Source organism: Acidicapsa borealis, assembly GCF_059115245.1.
This window is the reverse complement of sequence record NZ_JCACNY010000001.1, coordinates 5,117,018-5,137,410: the sequence shown is the minus strand read 5'-3', so window position 1 is coordinate 5,137,410 and position 20,393 is coordinate 5,117,018. Positions and strand designations below refer to the sequence as shown.

The window sequence follows — 20,393 nt, the reverse complement described above, 5'->3', positions numbered from 1 at the left end:
TCCGGGAATGACAAACAAATAAGTACCTAAGTGAAAGGCTGGAGATTCGTCCGGCCTTTTTACTGTTTCCACTTGATGTTGCAGCCCAAGCTGGCGTGCTGGTCGTCCGTCACTGGCTGGTCAGCTAGAACGGCGTCGATAGCCGCGCGTAGCTCGCAGCCGGTGACAGGGGTGTCGAGGCTGGGGCGGCTGGTGTCGAATTGGCCCCGGTAAACGAGCTGGAAGTCCGCGTTGAACAGGTAGAAGTCTGGTGTGCAGGCGGCCTGGTAGGCTTTGGCGACTTCCTGTGATTCGTCGATGAGATAGGGGAAGTTGAAGTCGAAGGCTTCGGCCTGGGCGCGCATGCCGTCGGGATTATCAGCGGGGTAGGCGACGGCGTCGTTGCTGTTGATGGCGACAATGGCGAGGGGCTTGTCCTGGTAGCCGCGGCCCAGGGCGCCAAGTTCCTTTTCCAGATGCTTGACATAGGGGCAGTGAGGGCAGATGAACATGACGAGCATTGCCTTCCTGCCTTTGAAGCTGTCGCGGGAGATGGTGGCACCGCTAATGGCGTCGGTGAGGTTGAAGTCTGGTGCTATCGTGCCGAGGGCTAGCATGGTGGATTCGGTGCGGGCCATTGTTTCCTCCTACTGGAACAGCGGGTGACGAAAGCTAGAGAAAAGAAGATTCCCTTGATGGGAGTGACAGAAAGAGAAACAAAGGCAACAACCCGCTGACATCTGCTACTTCCACTTTGGTTAGATGCACTTTAGAAGAGTGGGGCCTGCTTTTGCGGTGCGGTCATGCCGAAGTGTTCATAGGCGAGCCTCGTGGCTACGCGGCCGCGCGGGGTGCGGTCGAGAAAGCCGATCTGGATTAGAAAGGGCTCATAGACCTCTTCTAATGCGTCTTCGTCTTCGGAGAGGATGGCTGCCAGGGTGCCGAGGCCGACCGGGCCGCCGTCGTATTTCTGGATGATGGTCATGAGCAGGCGGCGGTCGATTTCGTCGAAGCCATGGGCGTCGACTTCGAGCATGGTGAGGGCGGCGTGGGCGGTGTTGCGGTTGATTTCGCCGTTGCCGCGGACCTGGGCGTAGTCGCGGACGCGGCGCAGGAGGCGGTTGGCGATGCGCGGTGTGCCGCGGGAGCGGAGGGCGATTTCGGCGGCGCCGTCGGGGTCGATGGGTACGCCCATGACTTCAGCGGAGCGCTCGACGATGATGCGGAGCTCTTCTTCGGTGTAGAACTCGAGGCGCAGCATGATGCCGAAGCGCGAGCGCAGCGGCGACGAGAGCAGTCCGGGGCGGGTGGTGGCGGCGACGAAGGTGAAGGGGCGAATCTCCATCACGTGGGTGCGCGCGGCCGGGCCCTGGCCGATGATGATGTCGAGTTTGTAGTCTTCGAGCGCCGTGTAGAGCTTCTCTTCGAGGACGGCCTGGATGCGGTGGATTTCGTCGAGGAAGAGCACCTGTTTTTCGCGCAGGTTGGTGAGGATGGCGGTAAGGTCGCCCTGGATCTGGAGCGCTGGGCCGGAGGTTTGCTGGAAGCCTACGTCCATCTCGTTGGCGATGATGGTGGCGAGGGTAGTTTTGCCCAGCCCGGGAGGGCCGAAGAGGAGAACGTGGTCGAGGGCTTCGCCGCGGGACTTGGCTGCTTCGAGGGCGATGGCGAGCTGCTCCTTGGCCTTGGACTGGCCGATGAATTCGCCGAGCCAGCGGGGGCGCAGCTTCAGTTCGAAGCTGTCTTCTTCGCCGGCGCGGACTGCGCTTACGAGGCGTTCGGGATCGTCTTTCGGTTTCGGTGCCATCCTTTGGGAAGTCTAACGGGTGCGGATGGATGGGGCAATGTGCGCGGAGGTACGAGGTCTCTACGGGATGGAGATGACACCGGCGGCGATCTTGTAGTGAAAGCCTTCGAAGCATTCGCTTAGGCTGACGGTAAGCAGCGTCTTGCAGGGTTTGTCGCCGCATAGAAGCGCGTTCGGGTAGATGCCGGGGCCGAGCAGATGCAGTTGATCCAGCCATGCTGGATCGGTCACGGCGAGATCGTAACGTGCCCGGTTGGCGCGGCCAACGCGAAAGAGTGCGCGGTGCTTGCGCTTGCCTGCTTCATCGCGAATCCACCACCAGAGATCGTCGGGCTTGATGAGTTCAATGGAACTGCGTATGGGTGAACTCTCGATCTGTCGCCGATAGACGCGGTCGCTGTACCCTTGCAGCACGACAGGAGCTTTGCTTACATGTTCGGTGAGTTTGTTTCCCTGACGAGGCTGATCGAATCGCTCGATGAAGCGCAGAGTCTGGGGTGTGATACAGGTATCTTCTGGATGACAGTTGGAACTGCATGGATCGCCTAGTTGTACCTCGAAGATATCGAGCAGGCTGATCTGCTTTCCATCCGCGTAGGAGGCTTCGCGCAGGGTAAGGCAGCCGGGGACTGAGTTACCGATGAGCCGTATCCAACGCTTGCTGATCAGGCTTATGCCTGCGACGCAGCGATGGTCGTGCTTGTACGAGTTAGCGAGACATAATATGCGATCCAACATGGTCTGTCGGAAGCCCTGAGTTAAGAATGTGAGTTAAAGATGCCGAATTATCACATCAGGCCAGGATTTTTGTAAATACTCTAAGACCAGGCGGCGATGGCAGTGTTCCGCTGTAGCTTCACTGCATAACAAAACGGTCCTCCGAGTAAAACTTTCCGGGTTGATGGTTGACTCGATCCTGCGACTGTGCATGAGAGTTATAAACTTCTCTTCATACAGATCCCATCTTCCTCCTTGTTTTTTATAAGCATCGAGCATGGGTTGCTCGGGGGCGAGCAGCGGCTCATGCTCGTAGGCGCAGTTGCAGATTTCGCGGAGGAAGTAGGCGAGGTCGGCTTGCTTGGCGAATCCGGCAAGTTGCGATGTGTTGTTGAGGCGCACATCGAGCAGTCGCTCGATTTTATGGGCTCTTATTGTGTCGAAGAACTGGCTGGCGCTCTTTTGGGTGAAACCGATGCTGTAGATCTCCATTGATCCTCATCGAGTTCAGAGAATAAGGCAGGCTGCTTCGCGCACAAGGGCTTTCTGGATGCCTCTGCGACCTGAGATTCAGTTTCGACGCTGCCATCGGAGCGGACGTGGAGGAGATCATGGCCACGCTCTACCAGAACCCGACCGACAAGCAGGCGGCGATGGCAGTTGGCTGGGTCTTCTTCGCTGCACAGGAGTGCTACGCGGAACTGGGCCATTCCGCGCTCCAGGCGTTCGATGCCTGACTGGAAATCCTGGTTGGAGGTGCGTTTGCCGTATAACACGTGGCCGAAAGCGTCGTAAAACTCTTCACTTTTCGGACGTCCGCCGAGTTCTTCGCCCAGGAATAGATACTTGATTCCGGCTTTCATCAGCTCGGATTGCAGGGTTTCGCGGTCGAACTGTGGGGCGAATTTCGAGTAGGGAAGAGAGCGGGTATCTACAACGACCTGGACTTCATGGCCTAGCAGAAGGCCGATGAAGGTCTCGACGAGATGCGAGGAATGGCCGATGGTGTAGATGGTGCTCATGGCTGAACCCTGTTCGAGCCAGAATACCATCGGGCTATTGAGCGGCGCGGATTAATTTGGATTGGCCTGATAGAGTTGGGGCGCAGATGTACCGAAAGGGGAATCGCATGATTGTTGTGGAAGAGCAAGTTGAGTTGACTACGCCGTGGGGGCCGATGCGGACGCATATTGTTAAGCCGGCGGCTGCTGGGAAGTATCCGGGTGTGGTGTTTTATTCGGAGATTTTTCAGATTACCGGGCCGGTGGCGCGGACGGCTCGGACACTTGCGGGGCATGGGTATGTGGTGGCTATGCCGGAGATTTATCACGAGTTTGAGGCTGCGGGTGAGGTCTTTGCCTATGACCAAGCGGGAACGGAACGCGGCAATGCTCTGAAGACTACCAAGGAGCTGGCCAGCTATGACGCCGATGCGCGAGCGGTGCTGAATCATCTGGCGGCAAGGCCGGATTGTACCGGGCAGCTGGGGGCGATGGGGATTTGTATCGGCGGGCATCTGGCTTACCGGGCGGCGCTGAATGCGGATGTGAAGGCTACGGTCTGCTTCTATGCGACCGACATTCACAAGGGCAGCCTGGGCAAGGGGATGAAGGATGATTCGCTGGCGCGGGCCACGGATCTTCGCGGGGAGATGCTGATGATCTGGGGGCGGCAGGATCCGCATATTCCGCTGGAGGGGCGGATGGCGATTTTGCAGCGGTTCAACGAGGTTGGGGTGAACTTCACCTGGCATGAGGTGAATGGGGCGCACGCCTTCCTGCGGGATGAAGGGGCGCGGTACGATCCGGAGCTGGCGCGGCAGTGCATGGGGCTGGCGCTGGATTTGTTTCACCGCAAGCTGGGGCAGGGGGATCTTAGCGCGCATGTTGCCAGTACGAATGCCAGGAATTAGGGGAGCTGCCAGGACAGCAGATTCCCTTTGGGAATGACAACAAGAGAGGCAACAACTCCTGGGCATTTGTTACTCCCACCTTAACCGCAACTGCGCGGTGAAGGTGGGGCACCCGGGCAGCAGATTAGGGATGGAGTTTGTGTTCGCGTAGCCAGGCTAGCAGGCTGACTGGGTCGTCGGAGATGATGGCGTCTACGTTGGCGTCGGCCATTTTCTGCCATTGAGCTGGAGTGTTGGGGGTCCAGGGGGCTACCTGCGCTCCGGCTTTGTGGGCGGCGGCAACTTGTTCGGGGGTGACCATCTCCCACGCCGGGCTGATGATTTCTGCGCCGGTTTCCTTCTGAATGGCGGCGAAGTCCTTGAGCGGGTCGGTGTGGCCCATGAGGGCGTCGTACTGGGGCTGGCCGACGAGGGCTGACAGGCGGATGGCCGGGTACTGCTTGCGCATTTCGGCGAGCGTGCGCCAGTCGAAGCTCTGCAGGATGATGCGGGCGGGGTCGACGTTGTGCTTCTTGATGGCGGCGACGATGAGGGCGACGAATTCTGCGGGTGGCGGGGTCAGTTCGGGGTGGTTGGGGAAGCTCTTGGTTTCAACGTTGAATTGAACTGTAGTTCCCTTGGCGAGGTCGAGGACTTCATCGAAGGTGGCGACCCTGGTGCCGGGGACGGCTACCTGCGTTGGGAACGTTGCAAGAGCTACCGATCCGCAATCGTAGGTGAGAACCTGGGCGAGCGTGAGGGCATGGATGACGGTGGTGCCGGTCGCTTCCGGACTCTTGCAGACACGCTCACCGGGATGTTCCGGGGCAAGCGATAGGGTGGGGTTGTGGGAGACGACGAGCTGGTTGTCTTTGGTGACGGCGAGGTCGAGTTCGAGCACATCGACGCCATGCTCGATGGCGAACTTGAAGGCGGGGATGGTGTTCTCGGGGCGCCAGGCGCGGGCGCCGCGATGGCCGTGGACCAAGATCTCTTTCTTTTCCTGGGCAGCGCCGGTGCCAAGGCACATCGCGATCAGTCCTGCAAATGCGGCGCATCCGGCTAAGGTCTTTTTTGTAAGCAGCTTCATCAATTTCCTCACTCGCACCAGCGTACCGGCTTCATGTTTCGGGAATGTTGCAGACCCGCTGCATCAGCCTTTCGACGGTTGCTGGTCGAAGCGGAGGATGTGCGATGCGTTTGGGTCAAGGATCGCGACGAAGCCCAGGCGCTCGTAGAGGCGGGCTGCGTTTGCGTTTTCTGCGCGGAGTCGGACGCTGCGAAAGCTTTTGCGCGCGCGCTCGACGAGCGTTGAGACGAGCAGTCTGCCGATTCCCTGGTTTCGCCATCCGGGGCGGATGTAGACCTTGCGGATGCGGCCAAGGCTTGGATCTTCGGCAAAGGGGTCGATATTGAGGCCGCCGACGCCGATCAGTTCCCGGGCTGTTTCGTCGAAGCAGCCGAGCAGGACCTCGCCTTGCCGGTCAAAGCGGTTCTCTCCGCGGGCCCATTGATCGACCAGGGCTTCGACAAAATCGTAGCCCTCGGCCTCGGCATCTTCCTCGAGAGGATCGATGGCAGGGGACAGGGAATTGATCTTGCGGATGGAAATTGTCATTGCTTTCCACTGTATCGCGCGCGGGCTCAAGGTGCGTCTCGCAGGCTGGCCGATGGTCCGGGCCTGCTCCGGTAGACTGGACAGGACTACAGAAATTGATTGCGCAAGATTCGGACGACAGGATTTCAGACCGCACGCATGTCTCTTCGCTTTGCCAAGCTTCGCCGTTTTCGCTTTAACCTGCCTCAGCGCATTGCCGCCGGGATGCTGGTGCTTTTTCTGATCCAGGCGTTCTGGCTGACCGAACATCAGACGCTTTCGGAGAAGGATTACCAGTATGCCCGCTGTGGGCGGGAGATGTGGGAGCGGCCTTCGCCGCTGGCTGGATACTTTACTTCGTGCGGGAATATTCATGATGGCGTGCTGGCGTATCGCGCGGCCGGGCTGCCGCTGACGCTGAACCTGGCCTACGAGCGGATTGCGGACAACTTCCGCAAGCCTGAAGACAAGGTCGTTCAGACGACCGATGCCCCGACCTCGGTTTGGGAGCTGCGGCACCAGTTGACGCATATTCTGCTGCTGCTGCGGTTGCCGTTCATCCTGGCTGGCGTGATGCTGGGCGGAGCGCTGTGGTGGGTGACGCGGCGGCTCTTTGGCAACTGGGGCGGGTATACGGCGCTGGCGTTTTATGTCTTTACGCCGGCCGTATTGCGGGCCTGCGTGAATCCCAATCCGGAGATTTTGACGGCGCTGGGATTCTTTGGCGGGCTGTATACGTGCATCGGCGTGGCGCATGCCATGCAGGGACCAAGGCGGAAGTGGCGGCCTCGAATCATTCTGCTCACGATCTGTTTCGCGGTGGTGGCTGCTTCGCATATTGCCGCGCTGCTGGTGCTGGTGGGGCTTGGTTTTCTGCTGATGCTGTATATCGCTGAGGGTCGCCGCAGCCAGGTGCTTCCAGTGTTGCTGATCGCCAGCGTGGGCTCGTTTGTGCTGCTCTTTGCCTGCTACGGGTTTTCGGCGGATGCTTTCAGCTACCTCTTCCGGTCGGATGCCGCGCAGTTGGGCTTCGCTTTGCAGCCTGGGCTTCGCTTCTTTGGAACGCTGAGCAATTCCGGGATCACGGTGGCTTCCGTAGCTGCGCTGCTGTTTTATCTTGGGCTGCGGAAGACGCTCTATTTTGGCAACACAGCGCCGTTACTGGTGGCGCTGCTGCTGATGGCGCTGGTGACGGTAGGTGTGCCGGGAACTCCGGTGCTTTGGGCTCTACCGTTCCTGCTGGCATTTATCGGCGGCGTGTTCGCGGATGCTTACGAGACGCCGCGCGGCAAGCTGGCGATGGCTGCTGCGGGCTCAGTTGTCGCGCTGCAGGCGATCTTCTGTGTGCTGAGCCTGCCAGGGTTGCTATAGCCCTTTAAGACTCCTTTTTCTCCGGGACCTTGGCGCCCTTTTTCCTGGCTTCTGAGAGGCCGATGGCGATGGCCTGCTTTGGGTTGGTGACCTTCTCGCCGCTCTTTCCGCTCTTGAGCTTGCCCTCTTTCATGGCTTTCATTTCGGTTTCGACGCTTTTGGATGCGGCAGGGGAATACTTCCGCGTCGAGCTCTTTTTGACTGCGGTTTTCTTTGCGGTTGTCTTCTTTGCTGCGGCTTTCGTCGGCATGATGGCTCTCCTGAAAAATTCAGATGGGAAATTGTGCGGGGCTGTTGCGCTCTGGCAAGAATTTGGTTTTTGAGACGTGCTTTTTTGACCGCTTCCGTGACATCTGTAATGCGCCAGAGCACGAATTCGATGGCTGGTTTTCCCACTTTATGCGAGGCAGAATAGGGTAACTTCCGTTTGCCCTTGCAAGGATTCGCCGAAGGAATAGCAGGAGCCATCTAAACCAATGCAAAATAAGGACTTATTTGACGATAGATTGTTTGCTAATTGCCGTTGAAACGGCTAAAATAAGAGTCAGCCTGCGAAGCCCCGGCAACCTGTCTTTTGCATACCTCCTGCCCCTTCGCTCGCGCCCTCACTTATGGCAGACGATCAGAATCCGCAACTCCCTCTTGAAGCTGGCGGACCGCCTTCGGGCCCCTCCAACGTTGTGTCCATCAACATCGAAGACGAGATGCGCCGGTCGTACCTCGATTATTCGATGTCGGTCATCATCGGGCGCGCTCTGCCGGATGTTCGCGACGGGCTGAAGCCAGTGCATCGGCGCGTGCTGTACGCGATGAGCGAGATGGGCCTGGAGCACAACAAGAAGTACACGAAGTGCGCCAAGGTGGTCGGGCAGACGATGGGTGTTTATCATCCCCACGGCGACTCAGCGATCTACGACACGATGGTGCGCATGGCGCAGCCGTTCTCGCTGCGCTATCCCATGATCGATGGGCAGGGCAACTTCGGTTCGGTCGATGGTGATCCGCCGGCGGCTATGCGTTACACCGAGTGCCGTCTGCAGCGCATTGCCGGCGAGATGCTGGCTGACATCGACATGGAGACTGTGGACTTCGTTCCGAACTACGACGAGTCGACCTCTGAGCCTTCGGTGCTGCCGACACGCATTCCGACGCTGCTGGTGAATGGATCGAACGGCATCGCGGTTGGTATGGCGACCAACATTCCGCCGCACAATTTGACCGAGATTATCAATGCGACCATCGACCTGGTGAACAATCCCCAGGCCGGCTTGATCGAAGTGCTGCGCCACGTGCAGGGGCCGGATTTCCCGACGGGCGGATTCATCTTTGGCAAGAGCGGCATTGCGCAGGCTTACACCAATGGCCGCGGCCGCTTCCTGATGCGGGCCAAGGTGGCAACGGAAAACCTGACCAAGGAAAAACAGGCGATCATCGTCAACGAGATTCCTTACCAGGTCAACAAGTCCAAGCTTATCGAGCGTATTGCGGAACTGGTCAACGAGAAGGTGATCGACGAGATCAGCGATGTGCGCGACGAGAGCGATCGCGACGGTATGCGTATCGTGATCGAGCTCAAGCGTGGTTCGCAGCCTGAGATCGTGCTGAACCAGCTGTACAAGTTCACGCAGATGCAGGAAAGCTTCTCGATGATCTTCCTCGCGGTGGTCAATGGCCAGCCGCGGGAGCTTGGCATTGTTGCTGCGATTCGCTGCTTTATCGATCATCGTGTTGAGGTGGTTCGCCGCCGCACGGTGTACCTGCTGCGCAAGGCTCGGGAACGCGAGCACATCTTAGAGGGCCTGAAGATTGCTCTCGATAATCTCGACACGGTCATCCGCATCATCCGCGGGTCGGGTTCGCGTGCTGAGGCTCGTGAGAACTTGTTCACGTGGGGCAAGGGCACCGAGATCATTGTCAACCTGGATCGCGAACGGTTGCCGGGCGAAGAGCGCGGCCTGACCTATCGCCAGGTGGACGCGATTCTCGAACTGCAGCTCTATCGTTTGACGCAGCTCTCGGTCGACGAAATTCTCAAGGAACTGGGCGAGATCCGTATTCGCATTGCTGAGTTTGAGCTGATTCTGGCTTCGGAAGCAAAGCTTCGTTCGGTGATCATCAAGGAGCTGGAAGAGGTTCGCGACAAGTATGGCGATGCTCGCCGCACTGTGATTGTCGACGAGACGGCCGAGCTGCAGATGGAAGACCTGATCGCCGATGAGCAGGTTGCCGTCACTGTCAGCCATCAGGGCTACCTGAAGCGGACTCCGATCTCGATCTATCGCCAGCAGCGCCGTGGCGGCACGGGCCGGACCGGGATGAAGACGCGCGAAGAGGATTTCGTTGCGCAGCTCATCATCGATTCGACGCATGCGTATCTACTCTGCTTCACCAACTCTGGGCGCGTGTACTGGCTCAAGGTGTATGAAGTGCCGGACGTGAGCGCGGCGGGCAAGGGCAAGTCGATGGCCAGCCTGCTCAATCTGCAGCCGGGCGAGAAGGTCGTCACGATTCTGCCGGTGCGCAATCTGGAAGAGGAAGGCAAGTTCATCCTCTTTGCAACGCGCAATGGCATCGTGAAGAAGACTCCTCTCAAAGACTTCTCAAACGTGATGTCGCGCGGTATTATCGCGATCGCCATCGAGAAGAGCGATGACCTGATCGAGGCCGCCATCACTGATGGTAAGCAGACTGTCTTCCTCGCGACGCGCGAGGGCATGGCGATCCGCTTCCAGGAAGAATATGACCCGGAACGGAGCGGCATCGGGCTGCGTCCGATGGGCCGCAATGCTGCCGGAAACAAGGGCATTTCGCTGAAGAAGAATGATCAGGTGATCGGCGTCGCTGTGACTGTTTCGGACGAGACGCGGGATAAGAACCGCGACGAGTGCGCAGCGAAGCTCAACCTCACTGGAAAACTTACCGAGCTTCGGAACGAGTTGGCGATGGCCAAGGAGAATCTGACCAAGGCTCGTGAGCTGAAGCGTAACGGCAAGCCGGATGATGAGAATCTGAAGACGCTGGAGCGCAATGCAGAGAAGGCTGTGGATGAAACCTTCAAGGCTCTGAAGGCGCTCGATGACAAGCTGGGGATTGCCAAGTCGCTTATCCTCACTGTTACAGAGAACGGCTTTGGCAAGCGGACGGATATCGACGAGTATCGCCTGACGGCGCGCGGCGCCCAGGGCGTCAACAACCTGAAGGCTACTCCGAAGGTTGGCAAGACGATGAACATCCTGCCGGTGGATGAGACTTCGGAGTTGATGGTGATCAGCCAGTTTGGCAAGATGATCCGCATCGACACCAAGACCATCCGCGCGGCTGGCCGTTCGACGCAGGGCGTCAAGCTGCTGAACCTGGAGCCTGACGACAAGGTGGCTGCTGCTGTGGTCATCCCCGCCGAAGAAGCGAAGGAAGACGAGCCGGGCACACAGGGTACGCTGCTGCAGTAGTCCTCATTGACGAAACGCAGAAGAGGCATCCCCGATTTGGATGCCTCTTCTGTTTTAGATAGTCCAGTCGACCAGCGTCAGTCCATTTACTCTCGAGAACTCCCGCGTATTCGCAGTCACTAGAGTTAATCCTCTCGCCAGTGCTTGACCGGCGATCAGCACGTCGTATGGGCCGATGGGTGTGCCGCGCCGCGCAAGGTCTGCGCGAATCTCACCAGCCATCTGGGCATCAGCGTAATCAAACGCAAGAGTTTCAACTTGCGTCAGAAGGAAAGTAGAGAGCTTATGCGCATTGATTACTACCTTTTGACTCTTGGCTACACCATACCAAAGCTCATGCACCACAATGGAAGGGACGAAGAACTCGGATCGAGCCTGAATGGCGAGGTCGAGTGCTTCTTCGACCCGACGCGCAGTCCCGTTCATAATCGCTATGCAGAGGTTTGAGTCAAAAAGGTAGTTCACTGGTCAAATGAACTCCAGTCACGTTCCTGCATCTCAGGCTGTTCGCGACCCTCGGGGAAGATTGGATCACCGCCAAAAGCGGCTAAACGCTCGAATAGCTCTGAGGCGGTTTTGAAGGGCTTGCGCTCCGGCTTTACCTCTTCCAGCAGAACTCCGCCCGGCACGCTGCGAATGCTGACTTCTGTTCCTTCAAAGCGGAACTCCTTGGGCAGGCGCACCGCCTGACTGCGGCCATTGCGGAAGAGCTTGGCGCGGACTTCTTTCTTTTTCTCTGTTATCGCGCTTATGGCTCACCTCCGATGGTATATACCAAAAGTATAGACCAAATCTCATCCGAACAGTATGCGTGCATTATCGGACGTTGCCGCACCAGCCTTGCTACTCAGTTGAAATGGTCTGCGGCGGTACACTAAGGATGCTCAGCATTTTCCGCGTACCTCGGTTACCCCCAATCATGGCGCGCAAGACATCCCCCATTGCGTCGTTCGGCTTCGCCAGATTTCTGGCCTCCGCCGCACTGCTTCTTACTGCGTTGGCCTTGCCAGCGGCGGCTGCGCCAGTCCACGCGCGCGCGCATCACGCTGCAACAGCAAGGGCAAAAACAAAACCAGTCGCAAAGGGCGCCAGGAGCCGCAAATCCGCATCTGTCTCAAGGGCTAAATCAAAAGCAGGCGCTCGCGCAGAACGCGCTGAAGCCGCACCTTCGCGGCGTTCCCGGTCGGCCAGGGCGGTCACGCTCAGACCTCGTTCGAAGGCAGCTCTTCGTGCCCACGGCCGCATCCAGGCGTCTTTGGAGCGTCGCCGGAGCCACCGGCCCGCTGCGTTTCCGCAGGAGTTGATTCCGGTTCACTTCACCATGCCGCCGCCGCTGCGCGGTTCGCATGAGTCGCTGGTGCACCAGAACCAGATGGCAGAGGCGGACGGGCTGGAGCGCATCCTCGACGACGGCGATCTCAACGACCGCATTGCGCATGGTTCGCTCGTGCCTGTTCCTGCCTCAGCGATCCTGCGAGTCAACGGCGACCTGCCGGAAAATCGCCGCTATTGCCGCCCGTGGACAGCGAAGTTTCTGAGCGATCTGGCGCAGGCGCATGCTTCCAAATTCGGCGGCGACTCGCTTGAAGTCACCTCGGCGGTTCGCACGGTCGAGTATCAGCGACGCCTTCGTCATATCAACGGCAATGCAGCGGCTGCGGATGGCGATATCGCTTCGCCACACCTCACGGGCGGGACGATCGATATTGCGAAGGCGGGCATGAGCGCTCGCGAGATCGGCTGGCTCCGATCGTGGCTGATTCCGCTCGAGCAGCAGGGAAAGATCGACGTGGAAGAGGAGTTCAAGCAGTCCTGCTTCCACATTTCGGTGTACAAGAGCTACACGGATCCGGCGTCGACACCACACCGGCCGATCATCGCTTCGCCGCTCGATACGGCTTCGATTACAGGCTTCCACGGCCGGTAAATTTGTGCAGGTTAGCGAACTTGCAACCTCTCTCGTGAGCGGCTAACTTTCTTTATTTCTTTTCTCTTCAGGAACGGTACAATCTCCGGCAGCGGTTGGAATGCATCAACCGCTGCTCCGGGGAACATCTGCTCGCGACGCATGAACGCCGGGAATGACACGAATAATTTTCTGGAGAGGCAAAAACAATGAACGATTTCTTGGTTACAGCCGCAGAGCCCACTTTTGAAGGTCCGGGCCTGACACAGGTCGAGCGGGTGCTCTACACCTTCACCGCACCGAGCAAGACATTCACCGATATCAAGCGCAGCACCAGCTGGTGGCTGCCGTTCCTGATCACAGTAGCGTTTGCTTACGTCTTTTTCGCTGCCGTTACCATGAAGGTCACCTGGCCCGTGGTTGCTGAAAACAATGTCAAGCAGAGCAGCAAACAGGCCGAACAGATGGATAAGCTCACCCCCGAGCAGCGTGCGACGCAGCTGAAAATCATCGCCGTCAGCACTGAGGCAGGCTTTGCTGCAACTCCGCTGCTTTCGCTGATCTTCACCGCTGTCATCGCGGGCGTGCTGTTCGCCACGATTAATTTCGGTTTCGGCGGCAAGGCGACTTTCTGGCAGGTCTTCTCGGTCAGTTTCTATGCGGGGCTGCCAGGCATCATCAAGTTCCTGCTAGGGACGATTGCTCTCTTTGCTGGACTCGATCCAGAGAACTTCAAGATCGGTAACTTTGCGGGGACCAACGTTGGCTATTATCTTCCCCCCGACACCTCAAAAGCGCTCATGTCCGTCGCTACGGCGATCGATGTCGTCACCATCTGGAGCCTGGTGTTGATGGCGATCGGCATTTCCATCGTTGCGCAGACCAAGCGAAGCTCCGGATACATCGCGGTTTTCGGATGGTGGGTAGTCGTGACGGTTGTCAGCGTCGGCGCGGCGGTGGCGTTCGGTTGAGTTATGTGCAACGCAACGCAAAAGGCGCGGACCGAAGGGTCCGCGCCTTTGCTATGTAGAGTGAATTCTTATTCTGTCCAGCGGCGCATGATCAGCGTGGCGTTGATGCCGCCGAAGCCGAAGGAGTTCGAAAGCGCCACATTGACGGGGTGGTCGATCGCCTTATTCGCAACGTAATCCAGCAGGCAGTCCTCACCGGGAGTGCCCAGATTGATCGTTGGCGGAATCTTCTGGTCAAGAAGGACCATGGCAGTGATACCAGCTTCCAGGCCGCCTGCCGCGCCGAGCAGATGCCCGGTCATGGACTTGGTGCTGCTGACCTTGAGCTTCTTGCTCAGGGCGTGCTCGCCGAAGACGATCTCGATTGCCTTTGACTCATTGCCATCGCCGGCGGGTGTCGAAGTGGCGTGGGCGTTTACATAGTCCACATCTTCGAGCGCGATGCCGGAGTCGCGAAGAGCTGCACGCATGGAGCGCTGGGCGCCTGCGCCTTCCGGGGCAATGCCGGTCATGTGATACGCGTCCGCGCTCATGCCGTAGCCGATGATTTCGCCCAGGATTTTGGCTCCGCGGGTCTTGGCGAATTCCAGCTCTTCGAGTACCAGCATGCCGGCACCTTCGCCAAGCACGAAGCCGTCGCGGTCCTTGTCGAAAGGACGGCTGGCTCCCTGGGGATCGTCGTTGCGCGTCGACAGCGCGCGCATCGCGGCGAATCCGCCGATGGTCAGGCCTGTCACTGCGGCCTCAGAACCGCCCGCGATCATCACGTCTGCCTCGCCGTGCTGGATCATGCGGACGCTGTCGCCGATGGAGTTGGCGGAGGTAGCGCATGCCGTTGCGGTGGCTGAAATAGGACCCTTGGCACCATACCGGATGCTCACCTGTCCAGCTGCCATGTTCACGATGGCGGCTGGAATGAAGAACGGGGAAATCTTACGGGGTCCGCCCTGGATGAGGTTGTTGTGCTCGCGCTCGATGATTTCGAAGCCACCGATACCGGAGCCGATGAAGACGCCTACGCGCTCTTCAATCTCCGGCGTAACCTTCAGGCCGGATTGCTCCATGGCTTCGTGAGTCGCAGCTACAGCCAGATGGATAAAACGGCCCATCTTGCGCGACTCTTTCTTATCGAGGAACTGCAGCGCATCGAAGTTCTTGACTTCGGCGGCGAAAGTGACAGGGAAACCCGTGGCGTCAAAGGACTGAATCGGTCCGACCCCGCTGACACCCGCCAGCAATTGGCTCCAGACTTCCTGTGTGGTGTTACCAACTCCACACACCAGCCCGATGCCCGTAATGACGACACGGCGTTTCACTGCTTACTTGCCTGCCTTTGCGTTCTTTTCGATGTAATCGATGGCGTCCTTGACAGTCTTGATCTTCTCGGCGTCTTCGTCGGGAATCTCGAGGTCAAAAGCCTCTTCAAACTGCATGACCAGCTCGACCACGTCCAGCGAGTCCGCTCCAAGGTCTTCCTGGAAGCTGGCGTTGGGCGTCACTTCGGCTTCGTCCACCTGAAGCTGCTCAACAATAATCTGCTTAACCTTCTCTTCAACTGCCATGTCTTGTTTCTCCTCCGAATTTGTATGAGAACGCGTGGCCCGTTACGGGCGAAATTTCAAGGTCCGACTCGCAGCCTACCATACTCGCCGCCGAATCTGTTCCAGTCTGGCGCAGAAACGAATACACGACAGCCCCGAAACTCCAAGTCTATCGGGGCACACGAAGGGCTGTAAAGGCGCGGACAGCAGGGAATAGGGAATGGGGAACAGGGAATAGAAACATACGCGTACAGACGAGAAATACACAGTGAAAAGGCGTACATTAGGCGAAGAAGGATTCTCTCCCATGCAGACACTCATCGCCGGGCTTGTGGCGGCTTTTCTTGGTATTCTCCTGGGCTTCTGGCTTCGGTCTTCCTCGGCGAAGCGGGAGCAGGGGCAACTGGCCCAGCGGGTCGCTGAACTTGGGGCTCACATCGCCACTGCCCAGCAGGAGTTGGCGCAGCTTCGTGCACAAGCTCACAATGAGGCTTCCGCCCGGGCTGGTTTTGAGTCGCTGGCCCTGGAGCGCGAACGTTCCCTGCGGGAAGCTGCGGCTGAGCGTGAGTCTCTGCGCGCCGATTTACTAATGAAGGCTGAGGCAGAGCGGGTTGCAAGCGCGCGGATCAGCCAGCTGGAGGCGCAGCTCAAGGGTGAACGCGAAGCCGCGCTCGAAAAGCTGAAGCTGCTCACCGATGCGCGCACCGAGTTGACGCATCAGTTTGAGGCGCTGGCGGGGAAGATCCTGGACGATAAATCGGCGAAGTTTACGGTGCAGAACAAGGAGAATCTAGATCAGCTGCTGAACCCGTTGCGGGTGCAGATCAACGACTTCCGCGGCAAGGTCGAAGAGGCGCAGAAGGATTCGCTGGCTGGACGGGTGGAGTTGCGCAGCAAGCTTGAGTCGCTGGAAAAGCTCAATCAGCAGCTTACGGCTGAGGCGCATAACCTCACGACCGCACTGCGCGGATCCACCAAGGCGCAGGGCGACTGGGGCGAATTCATCCTGCGGGATCTGCTCGATAAGGCTGGTCTGCGCGAGGGCGAGCAGTACAGCTTTCAGGAGAGCTTTGGCGCTGTGATGGATGAGGATGGTGCGCGTGGGAAGGCTTACCGGACGGACGTCATTCTCAATCTGCCGGGTGGGCGGCATCTTGTCATTGATTCCAAGGTTTCGCTCAACGCCTATACGGATTACGTGAATGCGACCGCTGACGACCTGCGCAAGGCCAATCTGAAGGCGCATCTGCTCAGTGTTCGCAGCCACCTCGAAGGGCTGTCGAAGCGCAGCTACCACAAGCTGGCTGGCCTCGATTCGCCGGATTTTGTGGTGATGTTTGTGCCGATCGAGCCGGCGTTTCAGGTGGCGATGCAGGAGGGCGGCGAGCTTTGGCGTGAAGCCTACGAGCGCAACGTGATCATGGTCGGGCCTACGACGCTGCTCTTTGTGATCCGCATTGTGGACAACCTGTGGCAGCAGGAGCAGCAGGCTCGCAGCGTGGCAGACATCGTCGAGCGCGGGACGAAGCTCTATGAGAAGTTTGTGAACTTCGTCAATGACCTGAGCAAGGTTGGCGACAGCCTGCGCGCCGCCGACCAGAGCTACCAGAATGCGATGGGCAAGCTCAGCACCGGCTCTGGCAATCTCATCCGCCAGACGGAGATGCTCAAGAAGGCTGGTATCCGCACGAATAAGCAATTGCCGGCAAAGCTTCTGGATGCTGCCGGGCTCGACGCGGAGCAGCAGGCGGAGCTTGCACTGGCTGCCAGCGGCGAAGACGGCGTCGAATCGATTTAAGGCTTCTTGAGCTCGCTGCGCATGCGGGCCCAGGTGATGTCGAGTTCTTCGGGCAGGATGCGGGTTTCGGCGATGGTGGTCATGAAGTTGGTGTCGCCGATCCAGCGCGGCAGGCCGTGGAGATGCAAGTGCTCCGCCACTCCGGCGCCTGCTGCGGCTCCCAGATTCATTCCAAAGTTGATGCCGTGGGGCTTGTAGAGCGTCCGCAGGGCTCGTTCGGTCTGCTGCGCCAGGTCCATCATTTCGTGGGTCGTGGCCGACGGGAGCGCGGCGAGGCTGGCTTCGTGCACGTAGGGGATGACCATGATGTGGCCGGAAGTATAGGGGAAGGCGTTCAGGCAGATGAAGCAGCTTGTGCCGCGAACGACGAGACCGCCCTCGCGCTCGGCTTCGTCGACGGGCATGCCGTTGGCGATGGCGTAGTCGACCGAGGCGAGCAGGTTACAGAAGACGCATTTCAGGTCGCCGGGCCAGGCGCTCAGGCTTGCCGGAACTCCGGGGCGGGGATTGGTGTCCGTCGTCGTGACGTAGCGGTAGCGCCAGGGGGTCCAAAGCTGGTCCATATTGGCGAGTATATCCGCGACTCCGGAGCGGGATGCGGGGTCGGTTCCGCGAGCGTGGTTGCGTCGCAGAATTGGTGACGAACTCGAAATCTGGCTGCCAAATCGCGTTTGGCAAGAAATTGCGGACTAAATGCACCATAACTGGAGCAGCTTTGTTGAATAACTCGTTGCAAAGTTCGTGGCGGCAACTGCTTGCATTGACGCGACTAACCTGCATTGCTACACTTCAGGAGTACCCTTATGCGAGGATTCCAGCATACGGGTGCGGCCACCCTCTGGCCAGCAGTCCTTGCCGGGTGATTCCCCGTAGAGTCTGACGAAATCGGCGAGCCAAACGTTTGGCCGCAGATTTTTTCGCCCCCCGCGGAGCTTTTCCTTCGGCCGGTGCATCTGGAATAGAGAGCTAAGCCGCGAACCTTTGCCCCTGGCGCAAGCCTTTGTCGAAGGCGATCCCCGAGACAGGAAATTAGAACACCTGTTTTCGGGACCCGGAATCCCGGAGCTGGCAGTCATGGCAGACGTCCTCAATCTTGAAACCGAGAGCACACCCCTGAGCACCCAACTGGAAACCCCTGAAATCGAAACCGCGACCGCTGTTGCAGAGCCGTTGCACGAATCCACCCCTAACCCCGAAGTCGCCGCCGTTGCTGAGCCTATTGTTGAATCGGCCACCGTTGCTGAGCCTGAAGTTGAAGCCGCAGCCATCGCGACCGACCTCGATACAGTTCCAGTTCCTGCTGCTGAAGAGCCGGTTGTCGTCCCCGCCGCCTCAGTAGAAGCTGCTGAAGCTGCGCCCGCTGTTGCAGAACCTGTAGCCGAAGCTCCTGCTGTCGAAGCTCCTGCCGCCGAAGTCGTTGCAGCCCCGGCACCCGTTGCTACGCCCGTTGCACAGCAGGCCCGTCCGATCGCACACCAGAAGCCGATGGTTCCCGTCGTCGCCAATGTTGCGCCTTCTGCGCAATTGACCGACCACGATTTCGATGGTGGCGAAGACTTCTCCGCCCAGCTTGAAGCTTTCGAGCGCGAGCAGGCCGCTGAAGCCGCAGCCGTTGAAGCCTATGGTGACTCGATTGTCACCGGTACGGTTATCAAGATCACCGACAAGCACGCCGTCATCGACGTGGGCCTGAAGTCGGAAGGCCTCCTGCCCATTGAGCAGGTTGTCGATCACACCGGCGAGCCGAAGTTTAAGGCCGGCGACCAGATTGAAGTTGTCATCGAGCGCGAAGAGCCCGAGGGCGGCTACCTGGTCAGCTATGACAAGGCTCAGCGCCTCCGTGTATGGGACGTCATTGAGAAGGCCGCGAACGACAAAACCCCGATGATCGGCACAGTTGTCAGCCGCGTCAAGGGTGGTCTTACCGTTGATATCGGCCTGAAGGCGTTCCTGCCCGGTTCGCAGCTTGAGGTTCGTCCCGTCCGTAATCTGGATGGCTACCTCGGCACGCAGATCGAAGTTCGCGTCATCAAGCTGAACAAGAAGCGTGGCAACGTCGTTGTCAGCCGCAAGGAAATTCTCGAGGAAGAGCAGAACGCCAAGCGTTCCACCACTCTCGAGCACCTGGAAGAGGGCGTGATCCTGACCGGAACGGTGAAGAACCTGACCGATTACGGCGCGTTCGTCGATCTGGGCGGCATCGATGGCCTCCTGCACATCACCGACATGAGCTGGGGACGCCTGACGCATCCGCGCGACCTGGTCAATGTGGGCGATGAGATTCAGGTCAAGGTTCTCAAGTTCGACAAGGATAAGCAGCGCGTCTCGCTGGGCTTCAAGCAGCTCACACCGGACCCGTGGCTGGATGCCGTTGAGCGCTACCCCGTAGGGGCTCGCGTTCAGGGCCGCATCCTTTCGGTGACTGACTACGGCGCGTTCGTCGAGCTGGAGCAGGGCATCGAAGGCCTGGTACACGTCTCTGAAATGACCTGGTCCAAGCGGATGAAGCACCCGTCGAAGCTGGTCAAGCCGGGCGATGAAGTCGAGACCGTTGTGATTTCGGTGAACCCCTCCGACCGCCGCATCTCTCTCGGGATGAAGCAGTTGCAGGAAAATCCCTGGGAGAACCTGTCCGACCGTTACCCGACCGGACAGATTGTCGAAGGCCGCGTTCGCAACCTCACCGACTTTGGTGCCTTCATCGAAATCGAAGACGGCATCGACGGCCTGGTGCACGTTTCGAACCTGAGCTGGACCAAGCGCGTCAAGCATCCTTCGGAAGTCCTGAAGAAGGGCGAGAAGGTCAAGGCTGTAGTTCTCGGTGTTGAGCCGGAGAATCGCCGCCTGTCGCTTGGCGTGAAGCAGCTTCAGCCCGATGTCTGGGAGACGTTCTTCACCCAGCACCGCGTTGGCGATGTGGTCCATGGCAAGGTTCTGCGGACCGCGCAGTTCGGCGCCTTCGTTGAAGTTGCGGAAGGAGTCGAAGGCCTGTGCCACGTCTCTGAAGCAGTTGACGCACACGGCCAGCCGCTGACCCTCGAACAGGGCCAGGAGCACGAGTTCAAGATCATCAAGATGAACGTGGAAGAGAAGAAAGTCGGTCTCAGCATCCGCGCAGTTGGCGAAGAAGCCAGCCGTTCGGAAGTCGAGTCCTACAAGTCTCCTTCGCGGGATCGCGATTCTGGCTCGTCCTCATCGCAGAGCGGTTCCACCACGACCCTGGGCGACCTGGTCAACTGGGACAAGTTCCGCCGCTAGGCTGCACCGAACTCAATCAGAAAGGCCACCTCGCAAGGGGTGGCCTTTTTGCTGCATCATTTTTCTTCTGCATACACTCTGACCAGTAGCCGCACGGAAGCGAGCCTC

Annotated in this window: 21 protein-coding genes; 8 read left to right on the top strand and 13 right to left on the bottom strand. The window is 58.9% G+C overall.

Annotated elements, in window-relative coordinates:
• Positions 1–59 precede the first annotated feature (59 nt).
• The 5 genes from AC5S27_RS20860 to AC5S27_RS20840 all read right to left on the bottom strand — a co-directional run bounded on the left by AC5S27_RS20860 (position 60) and on the right by AC5S27_RS20840 (position 3,525).
• Positions 60–617, bottom strand: a complete 558-nt coding sequence (locus AC5S27_RS20860; protein WP_493936485.1) for a thioredoxin family protein — start codon at positions 615–617, stop codon at positions 60–62.
• A gap of 131 nt (positions 618–748) precedes the next feature.
• Positions 749–1,786 (bottom strand): Holliday junction branch migration DNA helicase RuvB, encoded by a 1,038-nt coding sequence (gene ruvB / locus AC5S27_RS20855; RefSeq protein ID WP_493936484.1) that lies wholly within the window; start codon positions 1,784–1,786, stop codon positions 749–751.
• A 60-nt stretch (positions 1,787–1,846) separates the two neighbouring features.
• Positions 1,847–2,524: a dual OB domain-containing protein gene (locus AC5S27_RS20850; RefSeq protein ID WP_493936483.1), complete on the bottom strand. Its 678-nt coding sequence runs from the start codon at positions 2,522–2,524 to the stop codon at positions 1,847–1,849.
• 33 nt (positions 2,525–2,557) lie between these two features.
• Positions 2,558–2,995 carry a DUF488 domain-containing protein gene (locus AC5S27_RS20845; RefSeq protein ID WP_493936482.1) on the bottom strand — a complete coding sequence of 146 codons (438 nt, stop codon included), beginning with the start codon at positions 2,993–2,995 and terminating at the stop codon, positions 2,558–2,560.
• A complete protein-coding gene (locus AC5S27_RS20840; RefSeq protein WP_493936481.1) occupies positions 2,935–3,525 on the bottom strand; it encodes a DUF488 domain-containing protein in 591 nt (196 codons plus the stop codon). The genes AC5S27_RS20845 and AC5S27_RS20840 overlap by 61 nt, the downstream gene beginning before the upstream one ends.
• Before the next feature lie 107 nt (positions 3,526–3,632).
• Here AC5S27_RS20840 and AC5S27_RS20835 point away from each other — a divergent pair, with 107 nt between their 5' ends.
• Positions 3,633–4,415: a dienelactone hydrolase family protein gene (locus tag AC5S27_RS20835; protein WP_493936480.1), complete on the top strand. Its 783-nt coding sequence runs from the start codon at positions 3,633–3,635 to the stop codon at positions 4,413–4,415.
• 124 nt (positions 4,416–4,539) lie between these two features.
• On the opposite strand, the gene AC5S27_RS20830 is transcribed toward AC5S27_RS20835, so the two are convergent.
• Together AC5S27_RS20830 and AC5S27_RS20825 are read right to left on the bottom strand one after the other, a co-directional pair.
• The gene (locus AC5S27_RS20830; protein ID WP_493936479.1) at positions 4,540–5,484 is read right to left on the bottom strand and encodes a glycerophosphodiester phosphodiesterase family protein; all 945 of its coding nucleotides are present in this window, start codon (positions 5,482–5,484) and stop codon (positions 4,540–4,542) included.
• A gap of 63 nt (positions 5,485–5,547) precedes the next feature.
• Positions 5,548–6,042, bottom strand: a complete 495-nt coding sequence (locus AC5S27_RS20825; protein WP_493936478.1) for a GNAT family N-acetyltransferase — start codon at positions 6,040–6,042, stop codon at positions 5,548–5,550.
• Between the two features lie 108 nt (positions 6,043–6,150).
• On the opposite strand from AC5S27_RS20825, the gene AC5S27_RS20820 reads away from it, so the two are divergent.
• Positions 6,151–7,362 carry a hypothetical protein gene (locus tag AC5S27_RS20820; RefSeq protein WP_493936477.1) on the top strand — a complete coding sequence of 404 codons (1,212 nt, stop codon included), beginning with the start codon at positions 6,151–6,153 and terminating at the stop codon, positions 7,360–7,362.
• A 4-nt stretch (positions 7,363–7,366) separates the two neighbouring features.
• On the opposite strand, the gene AC5S27_RS20815 is transcribed toward AC5S27_RS20820, so the two are convergent.
• Positions 7,367–7,504, bottom strand: coding sequence for a DUF6496 domain-containing protein (locus AC5S27_RS20815; protein ID WP_493936476.1), 138 nt, complete (start codon positions 7,502–7,504; stop codon positions 7,367–7,369).
• On the opposite strand from AC5S27_RS20815, the gene AC5S27_RS20810 reads away from it, so the two are divergent.
• A complete protein-coding gene (locus AC5S27_RS20810) occupies positions 7,494–7,685 on the top strand; it encodes a hypothetical protein (protein ID WP_493936475.1) in 192 nt (63 codons plus the stop codon). The two genes, AC5S27_RS20815 and AC5S27_RS20810, sit on opposite strands and share 11 nt — an antisense overlap.
• Before the next feature lie 288 nt (positions 7,686–7,973).
• The gene (gyrA, locus tag AC5S27_RS20805; RefSeq protein ID WP_493936474.1) at positions 7,974–10,811 is read left to right on the top strand and encodes a DNA gyrase subunit A; all 2,838 of its coding nucleotides are present in this window, start codon (positions 7,974–7,976) and stop codon (positions 10,809–10,811) included.
• A 54-nt stretch (positions 10,812–10,865) separates the two neighbouring features.
• On the opposite strand, the gene AC5S27_RS20800 is transcribed toward gyrA, so the two are convergent.
• Together AC5S27_RS20800 and AC5S27_RS20795 are read right to left on the bottom strand one after the other, a co-directional pair.
• Positions 10,866–11,276, bottom strand: coding sequence for a type II toxin-antitoxin system VapC family toxin (locus AC5S27_RS20800; protein WP_493936473.1), 411 nt, complete (start codon positions 11,274–11,276; stop codon positions 10,866–10,868).
• Positions 11,273–11,554, bottom strand: coding sequence for an antitoxin (locus tag AC5S27_RS20795; protein ID WP_493937346.1), 282 nt, complete (start codon positions 11,552–11,554; stop codon positions 11,273–11,275). Before AC5S27_RS20795 ends, AC5S27_RS20800 begins: the two co-directional genes overlap by 4 nt.
• A gap of 176 nt (positions 11,555–11,730) precedes the next feature.
• Between AC5S27_RS20795 and AC5S27_RS20790 the strand changes: the two genes are divergently transcribed.
• Both AC5S27_RS20790 and AC5S27_RS20785 read left to right on the top strand, forming a co-directional pair.
• Positions 11,731–12,738: a DUF5715 family protein gene (locus tag AC5S27_RS20790; protein WP_493936472.1), complete on the top strand. Its 1,008-nt coding sequence runs from the start codon at positions 11,731–11,733 to the stop codon at positions 12,736–12,738.
• A gap of 188 nt (positions 12,739–12,926) precedes the next feature.
• Positions 12,927–13,688 carry a YIP1 family protein gene (locus AC5S27_RS20785; protein WP_493936471.1) on the top strand — a complete coding sequence of 254 codons (762 nt, stop codon included), beginning with the start codon at positions 12,927–12,929 and terminating at the stop codon, positions 13,686–13,688.
• Positions 13,689–13,756: 68 nt separating this feature from the next.
• On the opposite strand, the gene fabF is transcribed toward AC5S27_RS20785, so the two are convergent.
• Together fabF and acpP are read right to left on the bottom strand one after the other, a co-directional pair.
• Positions 13,757–15,004 carry a beta-ketoacyl-ACP synthase II gene (gene fabF / locus AC5S27_RS20780; protein WP_493936470.1) on the bottom strand — a complete coding sequence of 416 codons (1,248 nt, stop codon included), beginning with the start codon at positions 15,002–15,004 and terminating at the stop codon, positions 13,757–13,759.
• A 3-nt stretch (positions 15,005–15,007) separates the two neighbouring features.
• Positions 15,008–15,250 (bottom strand): acyl carrier protein, encoded by a 243-nt coding sequence (acpP, locus tag AC5S27_RS20775; RefSeq protein ID WP_263336289.1) that lies wholly within the window; start codon positions 15,248–15,250, stop codon positions 15,008–15,010.
• 286 nt (positions 15,251–15,536) lie between these two features.
• Here acpP and AC5S27_RS20770 point away from each other — a divergent pair, with 286 nt between their 5' ends.
• On the top strand, positions 15,537–17,027 hold the full coding sequence (locus AC5S27_RS20770) for a DNA recombination protein RmuC (protein WP_493936469.1): 1,491 nt from the start codon (positions 15,537–15,539) through the stop codon (positions 17,025–17,027).
• Here the strand turns inward: AC5S27_RS20770 and AC5S27_RS20765 are convergent.
• On the bottom strand, positions 17,024–17,590 hold the full coding sequence (locus AC5S27_RS20765) for an HIT family protein (RefSeq protein ID WP_493936468.1): 567 nt from the start codon (positions 17,588–17,590) through the stop codon (positions 17,024–17,026). The two genes, AC5S27_RS20770 and AC5S27_RS20765, sit on opposite strands and share 4 nt — an antisense overlap.
• A 511-nt stretch (positions 17,591–18,101) precedes the next feature.
• Between AC5S27_RS20765 and AC5S27_RS20760 the strand changes: the two genes are divergently transcribed.
• Entirely contained in the window at positions 18,102–20,285 is a 2,184-nt protein-coding gene (locus AC5S27_RS20760; RefSeq protein ID WP_493936467.1) for a 30S ribosomal protein S1, read from the top strand.
• The last annotated feature ends 108 nt before the right edge of the window (positions 20,286–20,393 follow it).

What these genes read in the sequence shown, in the direction of transcription:
- acpP (WP_263336289.1), bottom strand. Translation starts at nt 15,250, where the DNA reads ATGGCAGTTGAAGAGAAGGTTAAGCAGATTATTGTTGAGCAGCTTCAG.
- AC5S27_RS20835 (WP_493936480.1), top strand. Translation starts at nt 3,633, where the DNA reads ATGATTGTTGTGGAAGAGCAAGTTGAGTTGACTACGCCGTGGGGGCCG.
- AC5S27_RS20860 (WP_493936485.1), bottom strand. Translation starts at nt 617, where the DNA reads ATGGCCCGCACCGAATCCACCATGCTAGCCCTCGGCACGATAGCACCA.
- AC5S27_RS20760 (WP_493936467.1), top strand. Translation starts at nt 18,102, where the DNA reads ATGGCAGACGTCCTCAATCTTGAAACCGAGAGCACACCCCTGAGCACC.
- AC5S27_RS20840 (WP_493936481.1), bottom strand. Translation starts at nt 3,525, where the DNA reads ATGAGCACCATCTACACCATCGGCCATTCCTCGCATCTCGTCGAGACC.
- gyrA (WP_493936474.1), top strand. Translation starts at nt 7,974, where the DNA reads ATGGCAGACGATCAGAATCCGCAACTCCCTCTTGAAGCTGGCGGACCG.
- AC5S27_RS20785 (WP_493936471.1), top strand. Translation starts at nt 12,927, where the DNA reads ATGAACGATTTCTTGGTTACAGCCGCAGAGCCCACTTTTGAAGGTCCG.
- AC5S27_RS20765 (WP_493936468.1), bottom strand. Translation starts at nt 17,590, where the DNA reads ATGGACCAGCTTTGGACCCCCTGGCGCTACCGCTACGTCACGACGACG.
- AC5S27_RS20810 (WP_493936475.1), top strand. Translation starts at nt 7,494, where the DNA reads ATGGCTTTCATTTCGGTTTCGACGCTTTTGGATGCGGCAGGGGAATAC.
- AC5S27_RS20850 (WP_493936483.1), bottom strand. Translation starts at nt 2,524, where the DNA reads ATGTTGGATCGCATATTATGTCTCGCTAACTCGTACAAGCACGACCAT.
- AC5S27_RS20770 (WP_493936469.1), top strand. Translation starts at nt 15,537, where the DNA reads ATGCAGACACTCATCGCCGGGCTTGTGGCGGCTTTTCTTGGTATTCTC.
- AC5S27_RS20845 (WP_493936482.1), bottom strand. Translation starts at nt 2,995, where the DNA reads ATGGAGATCTACAGCATCGGTTTCACCCAAAAGAGCGCCAGCCAGTTC.
- AC5S27_RS20815 (WP_493936476.1), bottom strand. Translation starts at nt 7,504, where the DNA reads ATGAAAGCCATGAAAGAGGGCAAGCTCAAGAGCGGAAAGAGCGGCGAG.
- AC5S27_RS20830 (WP_493936479.1), bottom strand. Translation starts at nt 5,484, where the DNA reads ATGAAGCTGCTTACAAAAAAGACCTTAGCCGGATGCGCCGCATTTGCA.
- AC5S27_RS20820 (WP_493936477.1), top strand. Translation starts at nt 6,151, where the DNA reads ATGTCTCTTCGCTTTGCCAAGCTTCGCCGTTTTCGCTTTAACCTGCCT.
- AC5S27_RS20790 (WP_493936472.1), top strand. Translation starts at nt 11,731, where the DNA reads ATGGCGCGCAAGACATCCCCCATTGCGTCGTTCGGCTTCGCCAGATTT.
- ruvB (WP_493936484.1), bottom strand. Translation starts at nt 1,786, where the DNA reads ATGGCACCGAAACCGAAAGACGATCCCGAACGCCTCGTAAGCGCAGTC.